Raw genomic sequence first — 17,462 nt, 5'->3', positions numbered from 1 at the left:
GATGCATGCCTTTTTGCGGCGCGGCGGACCGAGGGCGGTGCCGTCCTTGACGGTCTCCTTACGCGTGCTCTCACGCGTCCTTGGGCATCGCCGACTGGATGAACCGGTCGGAGCCGAGATCCTCCTCGTCGTAGCCGAGGAGTTCCGCGAGCCGGCCGCGGGCGCGGCTGACCCGGCTCTTCACGGTGCCGACCTTGCAGCCCATGATGGCCGCAGCCTCCTCGTAGGAGACGCCCTCCGCGCCGACGAGGACCAGGGCCTCGCGCTGGTCCGGCGGCAGCTTGGCCAGCGCCGATTGCAGGTCCTCGACGTCGAGCCGGTCGCCCTGGTGCGGGGCGGTGGCGAGGCGGGCCGCGTAGGACCCGTCCTGATCCTCGACCTCGCGGACCCGCTTGCGGTGATCCGAGTAGAAGATGTTGCGCAGGATCGTGAACAGCCACGCGTTCAGGTTGGTCCCCGGCTGGAACCGCGCGCGGTGCTGCCAGCCCTTCAGCAGGGTGTCCTGGACGAGGTCGTCGGACCGGGCCGGGTTCGACGTCAGCGACAGCGCGAAGGCGCGCAGCGACGGCACCGCGGCGAGAAGGCCGTTGCGGAATTCCGGCTCGATCGCCTCGCCCCGGGCCCGGAGCGCCGTCTCGAGCTTCTCGATCAGCTCGGCGAAGCGGGACGGCAGGGTCTCCTCGCCGATCCGCTCGTAGACGGTGCGCAGGTGCTCTCCGAGATGCGTGCGGATGCCGGGGGCCAGGTTCGGGCGGCCATCCCGCGTCCCGTCCTCCTGGGACAGGACGGTGTCGGTGTCGTCGCGGGTCATGCGTGTCGCACTCGTCAGCTCATCGTGGCTCGACCTGTGGTCCCGAGTGGGTCGAGGCGGGGCGCTTGGCGGCTTGAACTCGCGGCGAAGTCCGGCCGGTGCGCTCCTGTTACCGGGGTTCTAACGCATCGGGCGCGGGCATGCACCCTCGGGCAAACTACACTTAAGCTAAGTTTGCCGGTCTCAAAAGGCGGATCGCCCCGTCCCGGAGCGTCAGGACGTCGCCGCGGGCGAGGTCGGTCCAGCACTCGTCCCGGGTGAGGGGCTGGGTGGCGATGACCGTCACCACGTCGTGCTCGGTGGTCTCCTGCGCGAAGTCGACCTGCCAGTCCTCGTCGATCAGGGTGGCCTTGCCGAAGGGGGCGCAGCGGGTCAGGTAGCAGAGGCGCTTGCCGCAATGGGCGTAGAGGGTGCGGCTGTCGGTGAGCAGCATGTTGAACACGCCGAGCGCGTGCAGCTCGGCCGCGAGGTCGGCCACGGCCCGGTCGAGGGTCTCGGGGCGGGGCAGGGCGCGGAACCGGGCCTGGAGCCGGCCGAGCATCCAGCAGAAGGCGTGCTCGCTGTCGGTGGAGCCGATCGGCATGAAGCCGCCGAGCGGCAGCTTCTTCACGCCCTTGAGCTGGCCGTTATGCGCGAAGGTCCAGCGGCGGCCCCACAATTCCCGGGAGAACGGGTGGGTGTTCTCCAGGCTGACCCGGCCGCGATTGGCCTTGCGGACATGGGCGACGACGATCCGGCTCTTGATCGGCATGTCGCGGAGCAGCCGGGCGAGCTGCGAGCGGGCGCTCGGCTCCGGCTCGTGGAAGCTGCGGCAGGTGCGGCCGTCGTAGAAGCTGATGCCCCAGCCGTCGGCATGCGGCCCGGTCTCGCCGCCGCGCCGGGCCAGGCCCGCGAAGGAGAAGCGGATGTCGGTCGGCACGTTGGCGCTCATGCCGAGCAGTTCGCACATCGTCTTTCAGCCGGGCCATGCGGGGAAGCGGCGACGTTTAGGAGTGTTCGGCCGTCCCGACAACGGCTTTCGCGCGGATCAGCGCGCCAGATAGTCGGTGAGCGTCATGCCGACCATGATGGCGACCCAGAAGAAGCCGAGCCCCGAGAACAGCCGGATCAGCGGCGGCTCGTGGATCACCTCCATGGAGACGAGGAGGATCAGCGCCACCATCACGGCGACGACGGCGAGTTCGACGATCCAGACCTGCGCGAAGGGGAGGGTGGCGCCGAGGGTGACGTTGACGGCGAGCAGGCCGAGCAGCGCCAGGAAGGTGAGCAGCGGCGTGCGGAGACGTTTGCGGAGCAGGGCGCGGTCGTCGGTGCTCAGGGGCGCGAGGGGGTTCCGCATCCTACCGGTTCACCACGTAGAGGATCGGGAAGGCCAGGATCCAGACGAGGTCGATGAAGTGCCAGTACAGGCCGTAGACCTCGATCCAGTTCTGGTGCCGCGACAGGAACCCGGCCTTCGCGGCCAGCCAGGTCATGCCGAGCAGGAGCGCGATGCCGGTGAACAGGTGCAGCGCGTGGAGCAGCGTGGCGACGTAATAGAGGTTGACGAACAGCCGCGCGGCCGGCGTCTCGGCCAGCGCGAAGGGCCGGTCGCTGAGGAACGGCATCATGTGCTCGGCCCAGTCGGCATAGTACTCGTAGCCCTTGAGCACGAGGAACAGGCTGCCCAGTGCCGCCGTCGCCAGCATCGCCCGGACCATGGCGCGCTGCCAGCCCATCCGCGAGAATTCGATCGCCATCGACATGGTCAGGCTGGAGCAGATCAGCACCACGGTGTTGGTGGCGCCGATCCAGAACTTGAGGTGCTTGGCCGCCGCGACCGTCGCCTCGGGGTGCAGGATCCGGGTGATCAGTGCCACCAGGAACAGGGCCGAGAACAACAGCAGCTCGGTGATCAGCCACGCCCAGATGCCGAGCGTCGCGGCTTGGCGCTGCTGGGTCACGCTCTCGAAATGATGGGCGCGGGCGACCCCGACGCCGTCGGCGAGCGGCGCACTCATCCGTGCTGGTCCCGGGATTCCTGGGCCTGGATCGGGTAGTCGTAGGGGATGCGCGGCACCTCCGGCGGCGTGAGGAAGTTGTGGGTTGGAGGCGGCGACGAGGTCTCCCACTCGAGCCCCTTGGCGTTCCACGGGTTGGCGGGGGCCTTTCGCCCGAACCACAGGGAATAGACGAGGTACAGCATCGGGAAGAGGTAGCCGGCCGCCAGGATCGTGGCGCCGGCGGACGAGAGCACGTTGAGGAGCTGGAACTCGGCCGGGTAGGTCGCGTAGCGTCGCGGCATCCCGAGATAGCCCAGGATGAACTGCGGGAAGAAGGTCACGTTGAAGCCGAGGAAGATCAGCAGCGCCGAGACCCGGCCCCAGGGCTCGCTGTACATCCGGCCGGTGAATTTGGGCCACCAGAAGTGCAGGCCGCCGAGGAACGCCAGCACGGTACCGCCGACCATGATGTAGTGGAAATGCGCGACCACGAAGTAGGTCGCGTGGATGTGCTGGTTGATGGCGAGCGTCGCGAGGTAGAGGCCGGTGAGCCCGCCGAGGACGAACAGGCCGATATAGCCCATCGCGTAGAGCATCGGCGTGTCGAGGCGCAGGCTGCCCTTATGGATCGTGGCGGTCCAATTGTAGACCTTCACGGCCGAGGGCACCGCCACCGCGAAGGACAGGGCGGAGAACACCAGCGAGGCCAGGTCGCTCTGGCCGTTGACGAACATGTGGTGGCCCCAGACGAAGAAGGTCACCGAGGCGAGCCCGATCGACGCGTAGGCGACGAAGCGGTAGCCGAACAGCTTCTTCTGCGCGAAGGCCGGGACGATCTCGGAGATCACTCCCATGCCGGGCAGGACCATGATGTACACGGCCGGGTGCGAGTAGAACCAGAACAGGTGCTGGAACAGCACCGGGTCGCCGCCATAGGCCGGGTCGAACACGCCGATATGGAAGGCGCGCTCTGCGATCAGCAGGATCAGCGCGGTCGTGATGACGGGTGTGGCGAGCAGAAAAATCAGGCTCGTGGCGTAGTGCGCCCAGACGAAGATGGGGAGCTTGAACCACGTCATGCCGGGCGCCCGCATGGTGTGGATCGTGACCACGAAGTTGAGCCCCGTCAGGATCGACGAGAAGCCCACGATGGTCACCCCGATCAGCGCCGGCAGGACCCAGGTGTTCGAGAAGGCCGTCGAGAGCGGCGCGTAGAAGGTCCAGCCGGTGTCGACGCCGCCGAGCACGACTGAGACCAGGGTGAACAGGGCGCCCGCCATGAACACGTACCAGCTCGTCAGGTTGAGCTTCGGGAAGGCGAGGTCCTTGGCTCCGATCATCAGTGGGATCAGGAAGTTGCCGAAGGTCGCGGGGATCGACGGGATCAGGAAGAACCACACCATCACCACGCCGTGGATGGTGAAGGCCTTGTTGTAGGTGTCGTTTGTCATGATCGCGCCGTTCGGCACCACGAGCGCGAGGCGCACCACGCCGGCCGCCAGGGCCCCGATGACGAAGAATCCGGTGATCGAGACGAGGTAGAGGATTGCGATGCGCTTGTGGTCGGTGGCGAGGAACCACGAGCGCAGGGTCGATTCCGCGTGCAGGTAGTCCGCCTTGCGCCCGATCGTCGATTCCGGGGCGTGGGGTTCCCGGCGGGCGGTGCCGCCGATGCTGCCCGATGCGCTCATCGTGTCGCCCCCGCCGGCGTCGCGTCCGCGGCCTTGGCAGTCGGATAGGATTTCAGGAACTCGATCACGGTCGCGAGTTCGTCCGCCGGGATCCGGCCGGCGAAGCTCGGCATGACCTGCTTGCCCCCTCCGGCAAGACGGTCGCCGTTCGGGTTCAGGATTTTTTCGCGCATCCACCCTTCATCCGCCGTGACGGTGCGGCCGTCGGCGAGCCTCACCTGCGATCCGTACAGGCCCGCGAGGCTGGGCGCCTTCACGGACGAGCCGGGCTCGTGGCAGCCGGCGCAGCCATAGGCCTCGTAAAGGGCGCGGCCGGCCGCGACCTTGCCCTGCTGGGCGCCCGCGTGGGTCAGCCAGTCCTGATAGTCGCCGGGGTTCATGAAGGTGACCTCGCCGCCCATCACGGAATGGTCGGTGCCGCAATACTCGGAGCAGTAGAGATGGTAGGTGCCGGTCTTGTCCGCCTTGAACCACAGATCGGTATAGCGGTCGGGCAGGGCGGCGACCTGCATCCGCACCGCCGGCAGGTAGAGGGCGTGGATGACGTCCTGGCTGATGATGCGCAGACGGACCGGTTGGCCGATCGGGAGATGCAGGTCGTTGATCTCGGACTGACCGGTGGGATGCTGGAACTTCCACATCCACTGTCGGCCGACCGCCTCGACCACCATGGCGTCGGGGGCGGGTTCTTCGACTCGACGAAGAGCCGCGCCCCCCAGACGAAGAAGATCAGCGTCAGCAGGAACGGGATCAGCATCCAGCTGATCTCGATGAGGTTGGAGCGGATGCCCGACGGGCTCCGGTCCGCCTCGGAGCCCTCGCGGTAGCGCAGGGCGAAATAGGTGATCGCCACGAAGACCGGCACGGTCAGCAGCAGCGTCAGCACCGTGAAGGCCAGGATGAGCCAATCGGTCTCGGTCGCGACGGCCGAGACCGCGGCGGGCCAGAGTTGGAGGGAATCGTGGCTCGGCGTCATCGCGGTGCGGGCTCCGCCGGATCGAGGGAGTGGCCGACGGTCAGGTCCATGGCGCGCCCGATCGGGATCCGGGCGCGGGTACGAGACGTATCCCGGTAGCCGTAGCCGGCGAGGTGCCCCTCGGTCGCCGCCCGCTCCCGGTCGAGGTCGGCGTAGGGGTCCGGCTGAAGGTTCGGCGGCGGCGGTGTGAGCCGCGCCGTCTGCTGGGGCGTGAGCGCGGGGAGCGCCCGGCGCTGACTCGCCGCGAAGCTGCCCATCAGCCAGATCATCGTGCCGACGACCGCCAGGGCCGTGAGCGCGAGACCGGCCATGACCAGGGCCGTGTTGCGGACGTTGACGTCGCGCACCTCATGCCCCGGGTCATCCGGATCGCGCTGGGTGTTGGCGGCCGGACGCTGCGGGCGTCCGTTCAGCAGGCCGCTGCCGCGCAGGGTCAGGCCCGCGAGGATGGCCGGGATCAGGCCGGAGGGACCGCCCGGCCTCATGCCGGCCTCCCGGAGCGGCGGGCTGCCGCCGCGGCCCGGTCGGCCCCTGGACGCAGCATGAGGCGCAGGGCGGCGGCGAGGCAGGCCACCGCGCAGGCGGCCAGCACGTCGCTCGGCCGCAGCACGAACCGGTCGCGCAGCGCCGGGGTGACCAGCCAGAACATCTCCAGGGCGTGCACCGCGAGCGCCGCGCCCGCCAGGATCCGCGTGGTCGGGCGACCGGGCCGCAGGGTCGCCAGACCGGCGAGCACCACGACGGCGCCGGCCACGATCGAGAGTGTCCGCCCGAGCCAGCCGCCGCGGGCGAAATACCACGATACCTCCGGCGGCAGGTTCGCCGACCACACGATCAGGAACTGCACGAAGTGCAGGTAGGCCCACAGCCCGAGCAGCACCACCAGCGGCACCAACCGGCCGCGCCCCGGCGCGGTGCGGCCGCGGCCCACCGGCTCCGGCTCCTCCCAGGCGAGCAGGATCGCCGCCGCGAAGGCGAGGCCGCTCCAGGCGGTCATGATCAGGAGGCCCAGCAGCGCGGAATCGAGACGCGGGTCCAGGGACGCGATCACGTCGGTGACGAACAGGGTACCGACCACCGCGTGGAGGCCCACAGCCGGGACGGTGCGGCCCTCGCCGGGTGCGTCGAAGGGCCGGGCGAAGCGCAGCGCCAGCCAGGTCCAGGCGGCGAGGTAGACGACAACCCGGGCCACGAAGAACGGCGTCGTGAACCAGAGGGCCGCGAGCGGCGTATGCGCCGGCGCCTTCGCCCAGGGGTAGAGCACCGGCGCGGCGGCGAGCAGCGGCACCCCGAGGGTGGCGGCCACCGGCATCAGCGCCATGAGGCGCCGCAGACCCGCCAGCATCTCGACACCGCCGCGCGCCCGCACGCGGCGGCCGAAACGCTCGGCCACGATGACCACCGGCAGGGCGCCCACCGGCAGGGCGACGAGGACGAGCCATCCGGCGAGGTACGAGGCCGCCGCGCCGCGCACGCCGCCCGCCAGCAGGCAGAGGGCCAGGAGCGCGAAGCCGGCGAACCCGAGGAGCATGGGGCGGGCGGGACGGCTCATCGTGCCGCCTCCAATCGCGCCCGGTCTTCTGCCGGGAGACTGGCGACCGGAGCGTCCTGGCTGAGCTGAAGGGCGCGGACATAGGCCACGATCGCCCAGCGGTCGGCCGACGGAATCATCTGCGCCATGCCGAACATCGCCTTCCGGCCGTTCGAGATCGCGTCGTAGAGGTCGGCCGCGGAGGTCCTGCGCAGGGCCTCGCCCGTCAGGTCGCCGGCATGCGGGAAGCCGCGCGCCACGATCATGCCGGCGCCGCGCCCATCCTGGCCGTGGCAGGGCGTGCAGAACACCGTGTAGCGCTGCCGGCCGCGGTCGAGCAGGTCCCGGCTGATGGTCTTCGGCTGGGGCATGGGCTGCGCGGGATCGCTGCGGGGCACCGTTCCGGCCACCGGCTGGCGCATGGTGATGTCCCGGGGGAAGAACGGATTCTTGTCCCAGGTCTTGGCCCGGGCCTGATCGGCCATGTCAGCCTCGCCGCAGGCCGCCAGGGGCGCCAGGACGAGGAGAATGAGCAGCCCGGTGCGGAGACGGGCGATCCTCATCGCGGGATCCGCCGGATCTCAAGGGGACGTCCGGCCTCGGCCGGCAGGCTGGCGAGCCGCCGCTCGATCCGGGCCGCGTCGAACCGGTCGCCGCGCGCCTCCGCCGAGAGGAAGAATCGGTCTTCGGAGGCGCGCAGGAAGCCCGGAATATTGAAGGCCGGATGGTTCAGCCGCGGCAGGCGATTGAGCACCAGCAGCGCGAGGTGGATCGCTACGCAGCCCGCCATCATCGCGAAGGAGATGCTCGGCACCACGAACGAGGGCCAGGAGAGGCGCGGGCGGCCGCCGATCAGGAACACGTAGTCGTAGGCCGTGGCGTACACGCACATCGCGAAGAAGCCTGCGCCGCCGAGCAGCGCTCCAGCCAGCGCGTAGGGCAGGATCGAGCGGCCTTCGTGGCCCAGCGCCCGCAGGGTTCGGGGCATCGGCACCGGCCCATGGCCATCGAGATGGACATGATCCGAGCTGATGCCCGAGAGCGCCTGGAGGGCGGCGGCGAGGTCGCCCTGGCTCGAGAAGGTGGCGGACACGCCCCACAGGGGGGCGGCGACCGGTTTCTCCTCCGGTCGGGCGGCGGCCCGGGACGAAGCCTCGCGGGCGGCTTCCCGCGCGGCCGGAGCCTCCGCGAGGGCAAGGCGGCGGCTCTCGACGATCGAGACGGCCGGGAGGTAGCGCAGGAACAGGAGCAGCAGGGTGAGGAACAGGCCGACCGAGCCCGCGAAGGTGGCGATGCCCCACACGTCCGTCGAGTAGGGGAGCTTCGAGGACGGCAGAAAATCCTGCGTCAGGGTGACGACCAGGACCATGACGTGGTCGGCGTAGGCGCCGACGGCCACGAGCAGGCCCACCGCCGCGATGGCGAGCGGCGCCGTCCGGGCGCGCGCCGACCACAGGATCTGGGCGGGCAGGACGAGGCAGAGGATCGCCGTCCATGAGACGAGCGCGTGATCACCGGTCATGCGCCGAAGCAGGACGCCGCGCCCCTCGGCGTCGCCGTTGAGGAACGTGTCGAAGTACTCGGCCGCGTAGCAGTAGGCACTGGCGCAGCCGAGGCAGAGCAGCAGGCGTCCGAGCACATCGAGATGGCGGGCGGTCACCAGGGCGTCGAGGCCGTAGACGAGGCGGATCAGCATCACGATCACCGCCGTGACGCCGACACCGGAATAGACCGCGTTCACCAGGAAGCTCACCGGCAGCAGCGTGCTGTGCCAGCCGGGCATCAGCGAGCCCGCCAGCATCACCGAGGCGCCGGTCTGGACCGAGACCACCAGCAGCACGCCGAGCAGCGCCACAGTCCGGTAGGCCTGGGACCCAGATCTGCCAGTGGGCCGCCGAGCCGCGCCAGCCCGAGGCGAGGATGCCGTAGACCTGGGCGCGCAGCAGCGCGAGCTTGCGGGTCGGCGCCTTGATGTCGGCCTGACGCATCGCCTCGGCGAAGGCACGGTCGCGCAGGGTCGCCAGATCCGGCAGCAGGCCGATGAACCACAGGCTCACGCAGATCACCAGGAACGACACGATGTCGATCGCGTCCCAGAGCAGCGGCGAGCGGAATTGCGGCCAGAGATCGTAGGTGTTGGGGTAGGGCAGGTTCCAGAAGAAGAACCATGGCCGCCCGAGATGGATGATCGGGTAGAGCCCGGCCGCCGCGGTGGCCAGAAGCGCCAGGGTCTCGGCGACGCGGTTCACCGCCCCGCGCCATTCCGCCCCGAGCAGGAGCAGGACCGCGGAGACCAGCAGGCTGCCGGAGGCGACGCCGATCCACCAATCGTAGCTCGCGATGTCCAGCGCCCAGACAACGGCGTTGTTGTTCGCCCAGATCCCGGGGCCGGCATAGAGCAGGTAGGCGAGCGTGAGGGCGAACAGGCCGAGGAGCGAGGCCGCCCCCGCGAAGGCGATCCACCAGCGCCGGTTGCCCGGATGGGTCAGCGGGATCGCGGTCACAGCGCCGCCGATCCCCTGGAGGGTTTCCTCCGGCCGGATCAGGGGGCCGGGGGGCGTGCCGCCGAGCAGGGCGCCGGACACGCTCAGCCCTCCCGCCGGGTCGGATCGGCGGCGGGCGCGAGCCCGGCGAGATAGGTCGTGCGCGGCCGCGTGTTCAGGTGCCCGAGGAGCGCGTATTCCCGCGGGTCCCGGCGGGCAGCCGAGACCCGGCTGCCCGGATCGGCGACGTTGCCGAAGGTGATCGCCCGGGTCGGGCAGGCGCCCTGGCAGGCGGTCTCGACGGCGCCGTCCGGGATGGGGGCATGGGCGTCCTTGGCCGAATCGATCCGCGCCGCGGTGATGCGCTGGATGCAGTAGGTGCACTTCTCCATCACGCCGCGGGCGCGGACCGTGACCTCGGGGTTGCGCTGCTGCTGCTCCACCGGGGTCATGCCGCCAGTATAGTCGAGGTAATTGAAGCGGCGCACCTTGTAGGGGCAGTAGCTCTGGCAGGTCCGGGTGCCGACGCAGCGGTTGTAGACCTGCAGGTTCAGCCCCTCGCTGTCATGGAGCGTCGCCTCCACAGGGCAGCCGAGTTCACAAGGCGCGCTCTCGCAATGCATGCAGGGCACCGGCTGGAAATGCGTCTTCGGCGCGTCGAGTTCACCCGCGTAGTAGCGGTCGACCCGCAGCCAGCCCATCCAGCGTCCCTTCTCGACCTCCGCGCGGCCGACCACCGGGATATTGTTCTCCGCCTGGCAGGCGGTGACGCAGGCGTTGCAGCCGATGCAGGCGTCGAGGTCGATGGCCATGCCCCACTGCGCCGCAACCCATCGGTCCTGGCTCTCCGGCGGCGGGTAGAACGAGGCGGGGGTCGGCGCCCCCTTCGGATCGCCCGCTGGCGCGGCGCCGAGCGCCTGCACGCGCACGAGATCCTGCCCCTCCATCGTGCCGAGGTGCTGGGTCGTCACCGGCATGCTCCGCCGGCCGGTCTTCGTCAGCCGGGCGCCGGCGAGCCGCCAGGGCGAGCCCGGGGGGCGTACGGGCGCCGCGTCGTAGCCGAGGCCACGGGACAGGTGATCCGGCACGTCGCGGCCGTAGCCGAGGCCGAGCGTCACGGTATCGTCGGCCTGGCCGGGCAGGATCCAGGCCGGGCCCTCGATCCCGCGGCCGCCCGCCTCGACGCGCAGGACGTCGCCCGTGGCGATCCCCTCGCGCTCGGCCAGACGCGGGCTCAGGGCGATCACGTTCTCCCAGACCACCTTTGTCAGGGGCTTCGGAAGTTCCTGCAGCCACGCGAGGTCCGCATGGGTGCCGTCCCAGACGGTGGGATCGGGGCGAAACAGCACCTCGACGCCCTCGGCGGCGGGTGCGGCGGATGACGCGGACGCCGGCTCCTGCGTGAGCGCGACGGCCTCGGCTGGATGCGCGCTGTCGGCAAAGTATCCGCGGCGCAGGGCCTCGGCGAAGCGGGCCTCGAACGCCGTCTCGTCCTCGCCGTCGGTCCGCCAGCGCGCCTTGAGGAGGCCGAGGGCGTCCCGGTCGCCGTCCCCGCCCTCGCCGCCCGCCAGGAAGGCCAGCATCTCCGGCAGGGTGCGGCCGTTGTACAGGGGCGCGATCGTCGGCTGGATCAGCCCGACGGTCCCGTCGAGGGAGCGCACGTCCCCCCAGGACTCCAGCGGGTGTGCGGCGGGCAGGTGCCAATCGGCGTGGGTGCCGGTCTCGTCGTAGTACAGCCCGGCATGGATCTTGAGCGGCACGCGCTCCATCCGGGCGGCGAAATCGAGGGCGCCGGGCGCCTCGTAGACCGGATTGGCGCCGAGCACGATCAGGGCCCGGACGCTGCCGCGCTCCATCGCGTCGGCGAGATCCGCGAGGGTCCCGGCGCCGGTTTCCGCCGCGGGCGCCGTGTGCACCAGGGTCGTGCCGGTGTTGCCGAACGCATCGTTCAAGCGGTGCACCAGGGCGTGCAGATCCGGGCTCGCGGTCAGGCCGGCGGTGACAATGCCGGCCCCGCGGGCTTGATCGAGCTCCGCGCCGGCGTTCCGGGCCCAGCGGGACACGGGATCGTCACCCTCCGGGGCCGCGCCACCTTCGGCCAGAGCCAGGAGGCTCCGGGCCAGGGCCTCCAGCCGGCCGGCCGGCACGGGGACGCCGTAATCCGCCTTGGCGCTGGTCAGCGTCGGAGTCGGGGCCGCCGCGTGGAGGGTGAGGAGGCGCCCCTGCGCGTAGGCGGCGCGCCGGGCCTCGATCCAGCGCCAGGACAGGCCGACCTGGCCGGGCCCGAGGTCCAGGAAATCGCCGTCGAGCGCCACGAGGGTGCGGGCACGGCCGAAATCGGGATGCGTCTCCAGCGGCCGCCCGTAGGCAAGCCGGGCACCCTCGTAGGATCCCGTCGCGGCCGGCCCCGGCGCCGCCATACCAGCGGAGCGCCGGGTAGGCGGCCCGCAGCCGCGCGATCTGCGCCGCCACGCTGGGCGACGTCACCGGTCCGGTGAGCAGGGCGATGCCCTCGCCCCCGCTCTGGCGCCAAGCCGGCATCCGCGCCTGCAGGTCCGCCCGGAACGCCGCCCAGGAACTCGGCCGGCCGAGATGCTGCACCGCCTGGGATCGGAACGGGTCGTAGAGGCCGAGCACCGAGGCCTGGGCCAGCACGTCGGTGCCGCCGCGGCTCCAGGGATGGTCGGGATTGCCCTCGATCTTCAGGGGCCGGCCGTTGCGGGTGGTGACGAGGACGCCGTTGCCGAACCCGTCGAACAGGGCCGAGGAGGCGTAGGACAGGTCCGTGCCCGGCACGATCCGCTCGGGCTGGTTGACGTACGGCACCTCGTAGGCGCGGCCCCCGCCGCTGCCGCAGGCGGTCAGCCCCCCCAGCGCGAAGGAGGCCGCCATCAGCTTCAGGAAGCCGCGCCGCTCGGGCGCCGCGGCGAGCCGGGCCGCCGACGGGAACTCGGCGGCGAGGTAATCGCGGAACTCCGGGCTGTCGGCCACAGCGTCGAGGCTGCGCCAGAACCGCGGGCCGTCGCCGCCGGCGAGCTTTTCGCGCAGGACCGCGATGTCGAACCCGGGCGTCATCGATGGCAGATCCCGCATTCAGTGAGCCGAGCGCCGCCGCGGATATGGTTCTGCGCCACGAGCTTCGGACCGAGCGTCGCCTGATCGGCCGGCGGCGTCCAAGTCATGTTCCAGACTTGGTCCGGAGTGCGCACATACTTCTCCGGCGCCCTGTGGCAATCGAGGCAGAACTGCATCTCGAAGGCGTTGGCCCGGTAGGTCATCTGCATCGACGTCACGTCGCCGTGGCAGGTGGAGCAGCCGATCCCCTTCGTCACGTGGACGGAGTGGTTGTAGTAGACGTATTGCGGCAGCTTGTTCAGGCGCTTCCACTCCAGCGGCTTGTCCTGCGCGTAGCTGTCGCGCACCGGCTTGAGCATGTCGGAGCCGGTCCAGATCTGCGAGTGGCAGGTCATGCAGGTGTGCGTCGGCGGGATGCCGGCGGTGGCCTCCTTCTCGACGGTGGTGTGGCAGTAGCGGCAATCGATGCCGAGTTCACCGGAATGGTGCTTGTGGCTGAACGGCAGCGGCTGGGACGGCGCGATACCGACGCCGGTCACGTAGTTCGAGCGCACGATCCCGGCCGCCAGGACCGGGAGTCCGACGAGGCAGGCGACGCCGGTCATGAGCGCCAGGCGATAGAGCGCGTCGGCGCCGGGCGTGAACAGCTGCGCCATCAGGCGCACCCGCGGATCGGGACGGCCGTGCGGCCGCGTTCGGTCTGCTCAGCCCATCGCCGCACGCGTCGCCTCACCCTCTGACAGCGCTCTCCGCCGCTGTGGGAAAAGCGGCCCGGCGGAGAGGGTGTCCCAACACAGCCTTGAGTGCAGCCCGGTCGAACCCGGCGCCGTGCCGGCCCGCCCGCAGAATGCGGCCCAATCGGACAGAGCGACAGCTGCGCTGCGGCCGCACCCGACGACACTGTCCGCACGCCACCCAGGACAATCTAGAGCGCTTCCAGAACCGACGCTAGAAGCCGGACCCTGCGGTCCGACATGTCGCGGCCGGTGGCAGCCGACCGGCCACCCTTCCCGCAGGCGAGCCGAAGGCCTATGCCCCAGGCAGCAGCGGGGCGGCCTGAACTTCACCCGGAGACGCATGGAATCCGATCCTCTCGTCCTGACCTGGCGTGCCGCTCGGCGTCTTCACGCCGCCGCGGTGGCCCTGACGGTCGGGATCGGCGCCCCGCTCTGCGCGCTGGCGCTGCTGTGCCTGCGCGACCTGATCGCAGTTCTGCCCAGGGACGAGGCGCCCGTGCTGCCGTTCCTGCGCCTCGCCGTGCCGTTGCCCGGCCGGGAGTTCGTCGTCGCACCCGGCGTGGCGATGCGTCCGGCCGAACTCGAACTCGCGGCCTTTCTGTGCATCGCCGCCTGCGCGGTGATTCTGGCAGCGCTCGGCTGGAGCGTGGCGCGCCTGTGTTTCAAGGCCCAGAACCGGGCCGCCGACACGGTCCGCAACGCCGTCCTGGGGACGATCCTCGACGCGCCGGCCGGGGCGCGGGACGAGACCCGCAGCCTCGCCCGGCTCGTCGGCGAGGTGCTGGCGCGGGCCGACCGGCTGCTCGCCGCCGGCATCGTCCTGCCGGCCATGACCCTCGCGGCCCTGCTCCTGGCGCTGGGCTTCGCGGCGCTCGCTGCCCCCCGGCTGATCCCGGCCGCCGTGGTGGGGCTCGGGGCGGTGGGTCTCGCCTACGGGCTGGTGCTCGAACGGGCGCGGGACCGGCAGGACCTGCGGCTGCGCTCCAGTGCACGGGCGGAGGACAATTTGAACGACCTCGTCCGGCGCCTGCCGGCGGTGCGCAGCCACGGGGCCGCCGCCCTGGAGCGGGGACGCATCGCCTCCCGCGTCGCCGCGATGCGGACCAACGTGGCCCGGGCCGAGGCGCGGCTGGCCTACGCGCGGGCGCCGGCGCTGGCGCTGGCGGTGATCCTGCCGGCGATCGCGGTCGGGACGGCGCTGTGGCGCTCGACCGGGCCCGGTGCCGCCCCGGTCCCGCCGGTGGACCCGGCCGCGCTCCTGGCGGCGACCGGCGCCTTCGGCCTGGCCGGTTGGCTCGCGGCCATCTGCGCCCGCCTGTGGACGGTGCGCCGGGCGGTGCGCCCCCGCTTCCGCGACCTCGCCCGCATCATCGCGGCCCTCGAAGGCCGGCGGGCGCGGGCCGCCCGGACCGGCACCGCGCTGCCGCTGCCGCGGTCAGGGATCCTGGCGACGGAGGGGGTCGGGGCCTTCGATCCGGCGACGGGCGAGCGCCTGACGGGCGTCGACGTGGCGTTCCCCATGCCGGGCCACGTGGCGATCACCGGCAGCCGCGGCAGCGGCGCCCGGGCGCTGGCCGCCGTCCTGGCCGGGCAGGTCGAGCCGACCGCGGGCGCCGTCACCTACGGGGGCACGGATCTGCGCGTCTTCGACGCCGCGGAGCGCGCCCGCCGGATCGCCTTCGCGGCGGGAGAGGCCATCCTGATGGCGGGCTCGCTCCGGCAGAACCTGCTCTACGGCACCGATCCGGCTCACGCGCCCGACGAGATCGGGCTGATCGGGATCTGCCGCCTCACGGGGCTGGACGGGTTCGTCTACGCCCGCGGTCTGACCGGACGGCTGGATCCGACGGCGCAGCCGCGGCTTGCGGCCGCGATCGTCGCCGCCCGCCGGACCATGCGGCAGGCGCTCGCCGCCAAGGGGGCCGAGCGCCTCGTGGAGCCGTTCGATCCGGACCGATACAATCATCAGGCGAATGTCGGCGAGAACATCCTGTTCGGCGAACCGGTCGGCGGCGCCTTCGCGCCCCTGCGCTTCGCCCGCCACCCCTACCTGCGGGCGGTGCTGGAGGCCGAGGAACTGGTGCGCCCGCTCACGGAGATCGGCCTGTCGGTCGCCCGCAGCACCGTGGAGATCTTCGCCGACCTGCCCAACGACCACCCGCTGTTCGACGCCTACTCGCTGTTCCAGGCCGCCGAGCGGGGCTACTTCGAAGACCTCGTGGCGCGGCTGCCGAACGCCGCGAGCCTGCGCCGGGGTCCCGCGGGCCAGCGCGACCGCACGCGCCTGATCGGGCTCGCGCTGCGCTACAGCGAGACCCGCCACCGCTTCGGCCTGATCGACGCCGCCTTCGAGGAGCGTCTGGTCCAGGCGCGCCGCTCCTTCGCCCGGATGCTCCCGCCCCACCTCGCGGGCGCGGTGGAGTTCCACGATCCGTCCCGGGTCAACCCGGCCGCCAGCCTGGAGGAGAACCTGCTGTTCGGCCGCATCAGCCTCGGCGAGGCCAACGCCGAGCCCCGGGTCCGCGAACTGGTGCGGCGCGTGCTCGCCGACGAGGGGCTCGAAGCCTCGGTCTACGGGCTCGGCCTGGACAGCAGGGTCGAGATCCAGCCCGGCACCGGCGCGCTCGCGGACGGCACGATCAACGCGCGCGAGCGGGTGGCGATCGAGCTGAGCCGGTGCCTCGCGCGCGAGCCCGACATCCTCGTCGTCGCGATCGCCGCCGACGAGCGCAAGGCCGAGGGGCTGCGCGACCGCCTCGCCCGGCTGCGGCAGGCGCGGGCCGATCGCGGCTTCATCGTCTGCCTGCCCGAGACGGGCGTGCCCGAAGGCGCCGAACCGTTCGACGCGGTCGTTGTCGTGGAGAACAGCGCGGTGGTCGCGCCGCTGCACATGCCGGAGGAGGCGGAGCCTGCTCCGGTCGGTTGACGGGGCAGGGGCCGCCTCAAAGGCCGCAGAGCTTGACGACGACCAGCGTCGGCGCGTGCGGAGCCGGGGCGTCGGCCATGCCAGGACCCGGGTTCGAGAGCGACATGCGGTCGCGCGGTCGGGCAACGGGTGATTGTCGGCTGTGACCTGAAAGAAACGGGCCAAGCGCACGTCCAGGGTTAAAGGTACTTGCCCTCGACAGCAGAATTGCCGTGACCTTCGTACCTCGGTCCCACTTCACGACTGCGAGCCTTCCCGAGCGCGACCGGTTCGAGGCTTGGCGCGCCCTGTTCTCCGCGCACGATCTCGATGCAGACCCACAGGGCTTCTCGGGCAAGATCGAGACGACCCTGATCGGCTCGTTGGCCCTGCGCGTCATGAATGCCGCGCCCCAGGGGCCCGGCCGGTCCCGATCCCGGATCCGGCGCGACGGCCAGGACGGCTTCGTCCTGCACCTGAGCCGGCACGCCTACAGCGTCGAGACCGAACGCGGCGTGATCGACGTTCCGGCGGGCGCCATCAGCCTCAACGACCTGTCCCAGCCCTATCGCCGCAGCCGGGTGCCGGAGACGGACTCGCTGATCGTCGCGCTGCCGCGGGCGTCCGTCGCCTCCGTGCTGCCCGACGAGGACACGTTGCACGGACTCATCCTGCAGGGCGGTGCGGGCCGCCTCCTGGCCGATCACGTGCGAAGCCTGGCCGCGCACAGCCACGCGATCGCGACGGTCGACGCGGCCCACGTCGCCCAGGCCACGCTCCACATGCTCGCGGCCTGCGCGCGCCCGAGCCTGGAATCCATCGGGCGCGCCGGCGCGCCGCTCGATGCCGTCCGGCTCAGGGCCGCGAAGCAGCTCCTCCGGCGCCAGCTCTCCACGCCGCTCCGGATCGACGCGCTCGCGAAGACCCTCGGCATGTCGCGCTCGCAACTCTACCGCCTGTTCGAACCGGAGGGCGGAGTGGCGCACTACCTCGCCCGTCAGCGCCTCGCTGCGGTACGGGCGGCCCTGGACGAACCCCTCGAGCGGCGGTCCATCGGCGAGATCGGGGAGGCCTTCGGCTTCGGGAGCAGCGCGGTCCTCAGCCGTGCGTTCCGGCAGGCCTACGGCTTGAGTCCGCGCGACTACCGGGCGTCGGTCGGCGGCGCCTGACCTCTCCGGGAACAGGAGGGGGCGTCCGGGACCGTTAGCCGGAGCCTGATGCCAGGCTGCGCCGCGGATGGGATGAACCCGGCCCGTCAGGCCGCCGCGGCC

At 71.4% G+C, this 17,462-nt stretch carries 15 protein-coding genes and 1 pseudogene; 2 read left to right on the top strand and 14 right to left on the bottom strand.

Annotated features, from left to right (window positions below):
* Positions 1-70: 70 nt before the first annotated feature.
* The 14 genes and pseudogenes from MMSR116_RS24810 to MMSR116_RS24755 form a co-directional block, all read right to left on the bottom strand.
* Positions 71-811, bottom strand: coding sequence for a NepR family anti-sigma factor (locus tag MMSR116_RS24810; protein WP_010685557.1), 741 nt, complete (start codon positions 809-811; stop codon positions 71-73).
* A gap of 163 nt (positions 812-974) precedes the next feature.
* On the bottom strand, positions 975-1,760 hold the full coding sequence (locus MMSR116_RS24805) for a class II glutamine amidotransferase (RefSeq protein WP_010685556.1): 786 nt from the start codon (positions 1,758-1,760) through the stop codon (positions 975-977).
* 78 nt (positions 1,761-1,838) lie between these two features.
* Positions 1,839-2,150: a hypothetical protein gene (locus MMSR116_RS24800; protein ID WP_010685555.1), complete on the bottom strand. Its 312-nt coding sequence runs from the start codon at positions 2,148-2,150 to the stop codon at positions 1,839-1,841.
* A gap of 1 nt (position 2,151) precedes the next feature.
* On the bottom strand, positions 2,152-2,811 hold the full coding sequence (locus MMSR116_RS24795) for a cytochrome c oxidase subunit 3 (RefSeq protein ID WP_010685554.1): 660 nt from the start codon (positions 2,809-2,811) through the stop codon (positions 2,152-2,154).
* Entirely contained in the window at positions 2,808-4,484 is a 1,677-nt protein-coding gene (locus tag MMSR116_RS24790; protein WP_010685553.1) for a cytochrome c oxidase subunit I, read from the bottom strand. Before MMSR116_RS24790 ends, MMSR116_RS24795 begins: the two co-directional genes overlap by 4 nt.
* The gene (locus MMSR116_RS24785) at positions 4,481-5,125 is read right to left on the bottom strand and encodes a c-type cytochrome (protein ID WP_244625528.1); all 645 of its coding nucleotides are present in this window, start codon (positions 5,123-5,125) and stop codon (positions 4,481-4,483) included. The genes MMSR116_RS24790 and MMSR116_RS24785 overlap by 4 nt, the downstream gene beginning before the upstream one ends.
* A gap of 331 nt (positions 5,126-5,456) precedes the next feature.
* Positions 5,457-5,945: a hypothetical protein gene (locus MMSR116_RS24780; RefSeq protein ID WP_010685551.1), complete on the bottom strand. Its 489-nt coding sequence runs from the start codon at positions 5,943-5,945 to the stop codon at positions 5,457-5,459.
* Positions 5,942-7,012 carry a hypothetical protein gene (locus MMSR116_RS24775; RefSeq protein WP_010685550.1) on the bottom strand — a complete coding sequence of 357 codons (1,071 nt, stop codon included), beginning with the start codon at positions 7,010-7,012 and terminating at the stop codon, positions 5,942-5,944. Before MMSR116_RS24775 ends, MMSR116_RS24780 begins: the two co-directional genes overlap by 4 nt.
* Positions 7,009-7,554 carry a c-type cytochrome gene (locus MMSR116_RS24770; protein ID WP_010685549.1) on the bottom strand — a complete coding sequence of 182 codons (546 nt, stop codon included), beginning with the start codon at positions 7,552-7,554 and terminating at the stop codon, positions 7,009-7,011. Before MMSR116_RS24770 ends, MMSR116_RS24775 begins: the two co-directional genes overlap by 4 nt.
* The gene (locus MMSR116_RS32065; RefSeq protein ID WP_244625704.1) at positions 7,551-8,360 is read right to left on the bottom strand and encodes a DUF3341 domain-containing protein; all 810 of its coding nucleotides are present in this window, start codon (positions 8,358-8,360) and stop codon (positions 7,551-7,553) included. The genes MMSR116_RS24770 and MMSR116_RS32065 overlap by 4 nt, the downstream gene beginning before the upstream one ends.
* 142 nt (positions 8,361-8,502) lie before the next feature.
* Entirely contained in the window at positions 8,503-9,576 is a 1,074-nt protein-coding gene (gene nrfD / locus MMSR116_RS32060; RefSeq protein WP_244625527.1) for an NrfD/PsrC family molybdoenzyme membrane anchor subunit, read from the bottom strand.
* A gap of 2 nt (positions 9,577-9,578) precedes the next feature.
* Positions 9,579-11,789, bottom strand: a complete 2,211-nt coding sequence (locus MMSR116_RS32605) for a 4Fe-4S dicluster domain-containing protein (protein WP_432419878.1) — start codon at positions 11,787-11,789, stop codon at positions 9,579-9,581.
* A 637-nt stretch (positions 11,790-12,426) separates the two neighbouring features.
* Positions 12,427-12,549, bottom strand: a pseudogene (locus MMSR116_RS32600) (TAT-variant-translocated molybdopterin oxidoreductase); the annotation flags it as partial.
* A complete protein-coding gene (locus MMSR116_RS24755; RefSeq protein ID WP_010685546.1) occupies positions 12,546-13,205 on the bottom strand; it encodes a cytochrome c3 family protein in 660 nt (219 codons plus the stop codon). The gene MMSR116_RS24755 and the pseudogene MMSR116_RS32600, both read right to left, overlap by 4 nt.
* A gap of 421 nt (positions 13,206-13,626) precedes the next feature.
* Here MMSR116_RS24755 and MMSR116_RS24750 point away from each other — a divergent pair, with 421 nt between their 5' ends.
* Positions 13,627-16,212, top strand: coding sequence for an ABC transporter ATP-binding protein (locus tag MMSR116_RS24750; RefSeq protein WP_010685545.1), 2,586 nt, complete (start codon positions 13,627-13,629; stop codon positions 16,210-16,212).
* A 212-nt stretch (positions 16,213-16,424) separates the two neighbouring features.
* Positions 16,425-17,360 carry a helix-turn-helix domain-containing protein gene (locus tag MMSR116_RS24745; RefSeq protein ID WP_010685544.1) on the top strand — a complete coding sequence of 312 codons (936 nt, stop codon included), beginning with the start codon at positions 16,425-16,427 and terminating at the stop codon, positions 17,358-17,360.
* The last annotated feature ends 102 nt before the right edge of the window (positions 17,361-17,462 follow it).

Source organism: Methylobacterium mesophilicum SR1.6/6 (genome assembly GCF_000364445.2).
Classification (GTDB): Bacteria; Pseudomonadota; Alphaproteobacteria; order Rhizobiales; family Beijerinckiaceae; genus Methylobacterium; species Methylobacterium mesophilicum_A.
This window is presented reverse-complemented; position numbering and strand designations above follow the sequence as displayed.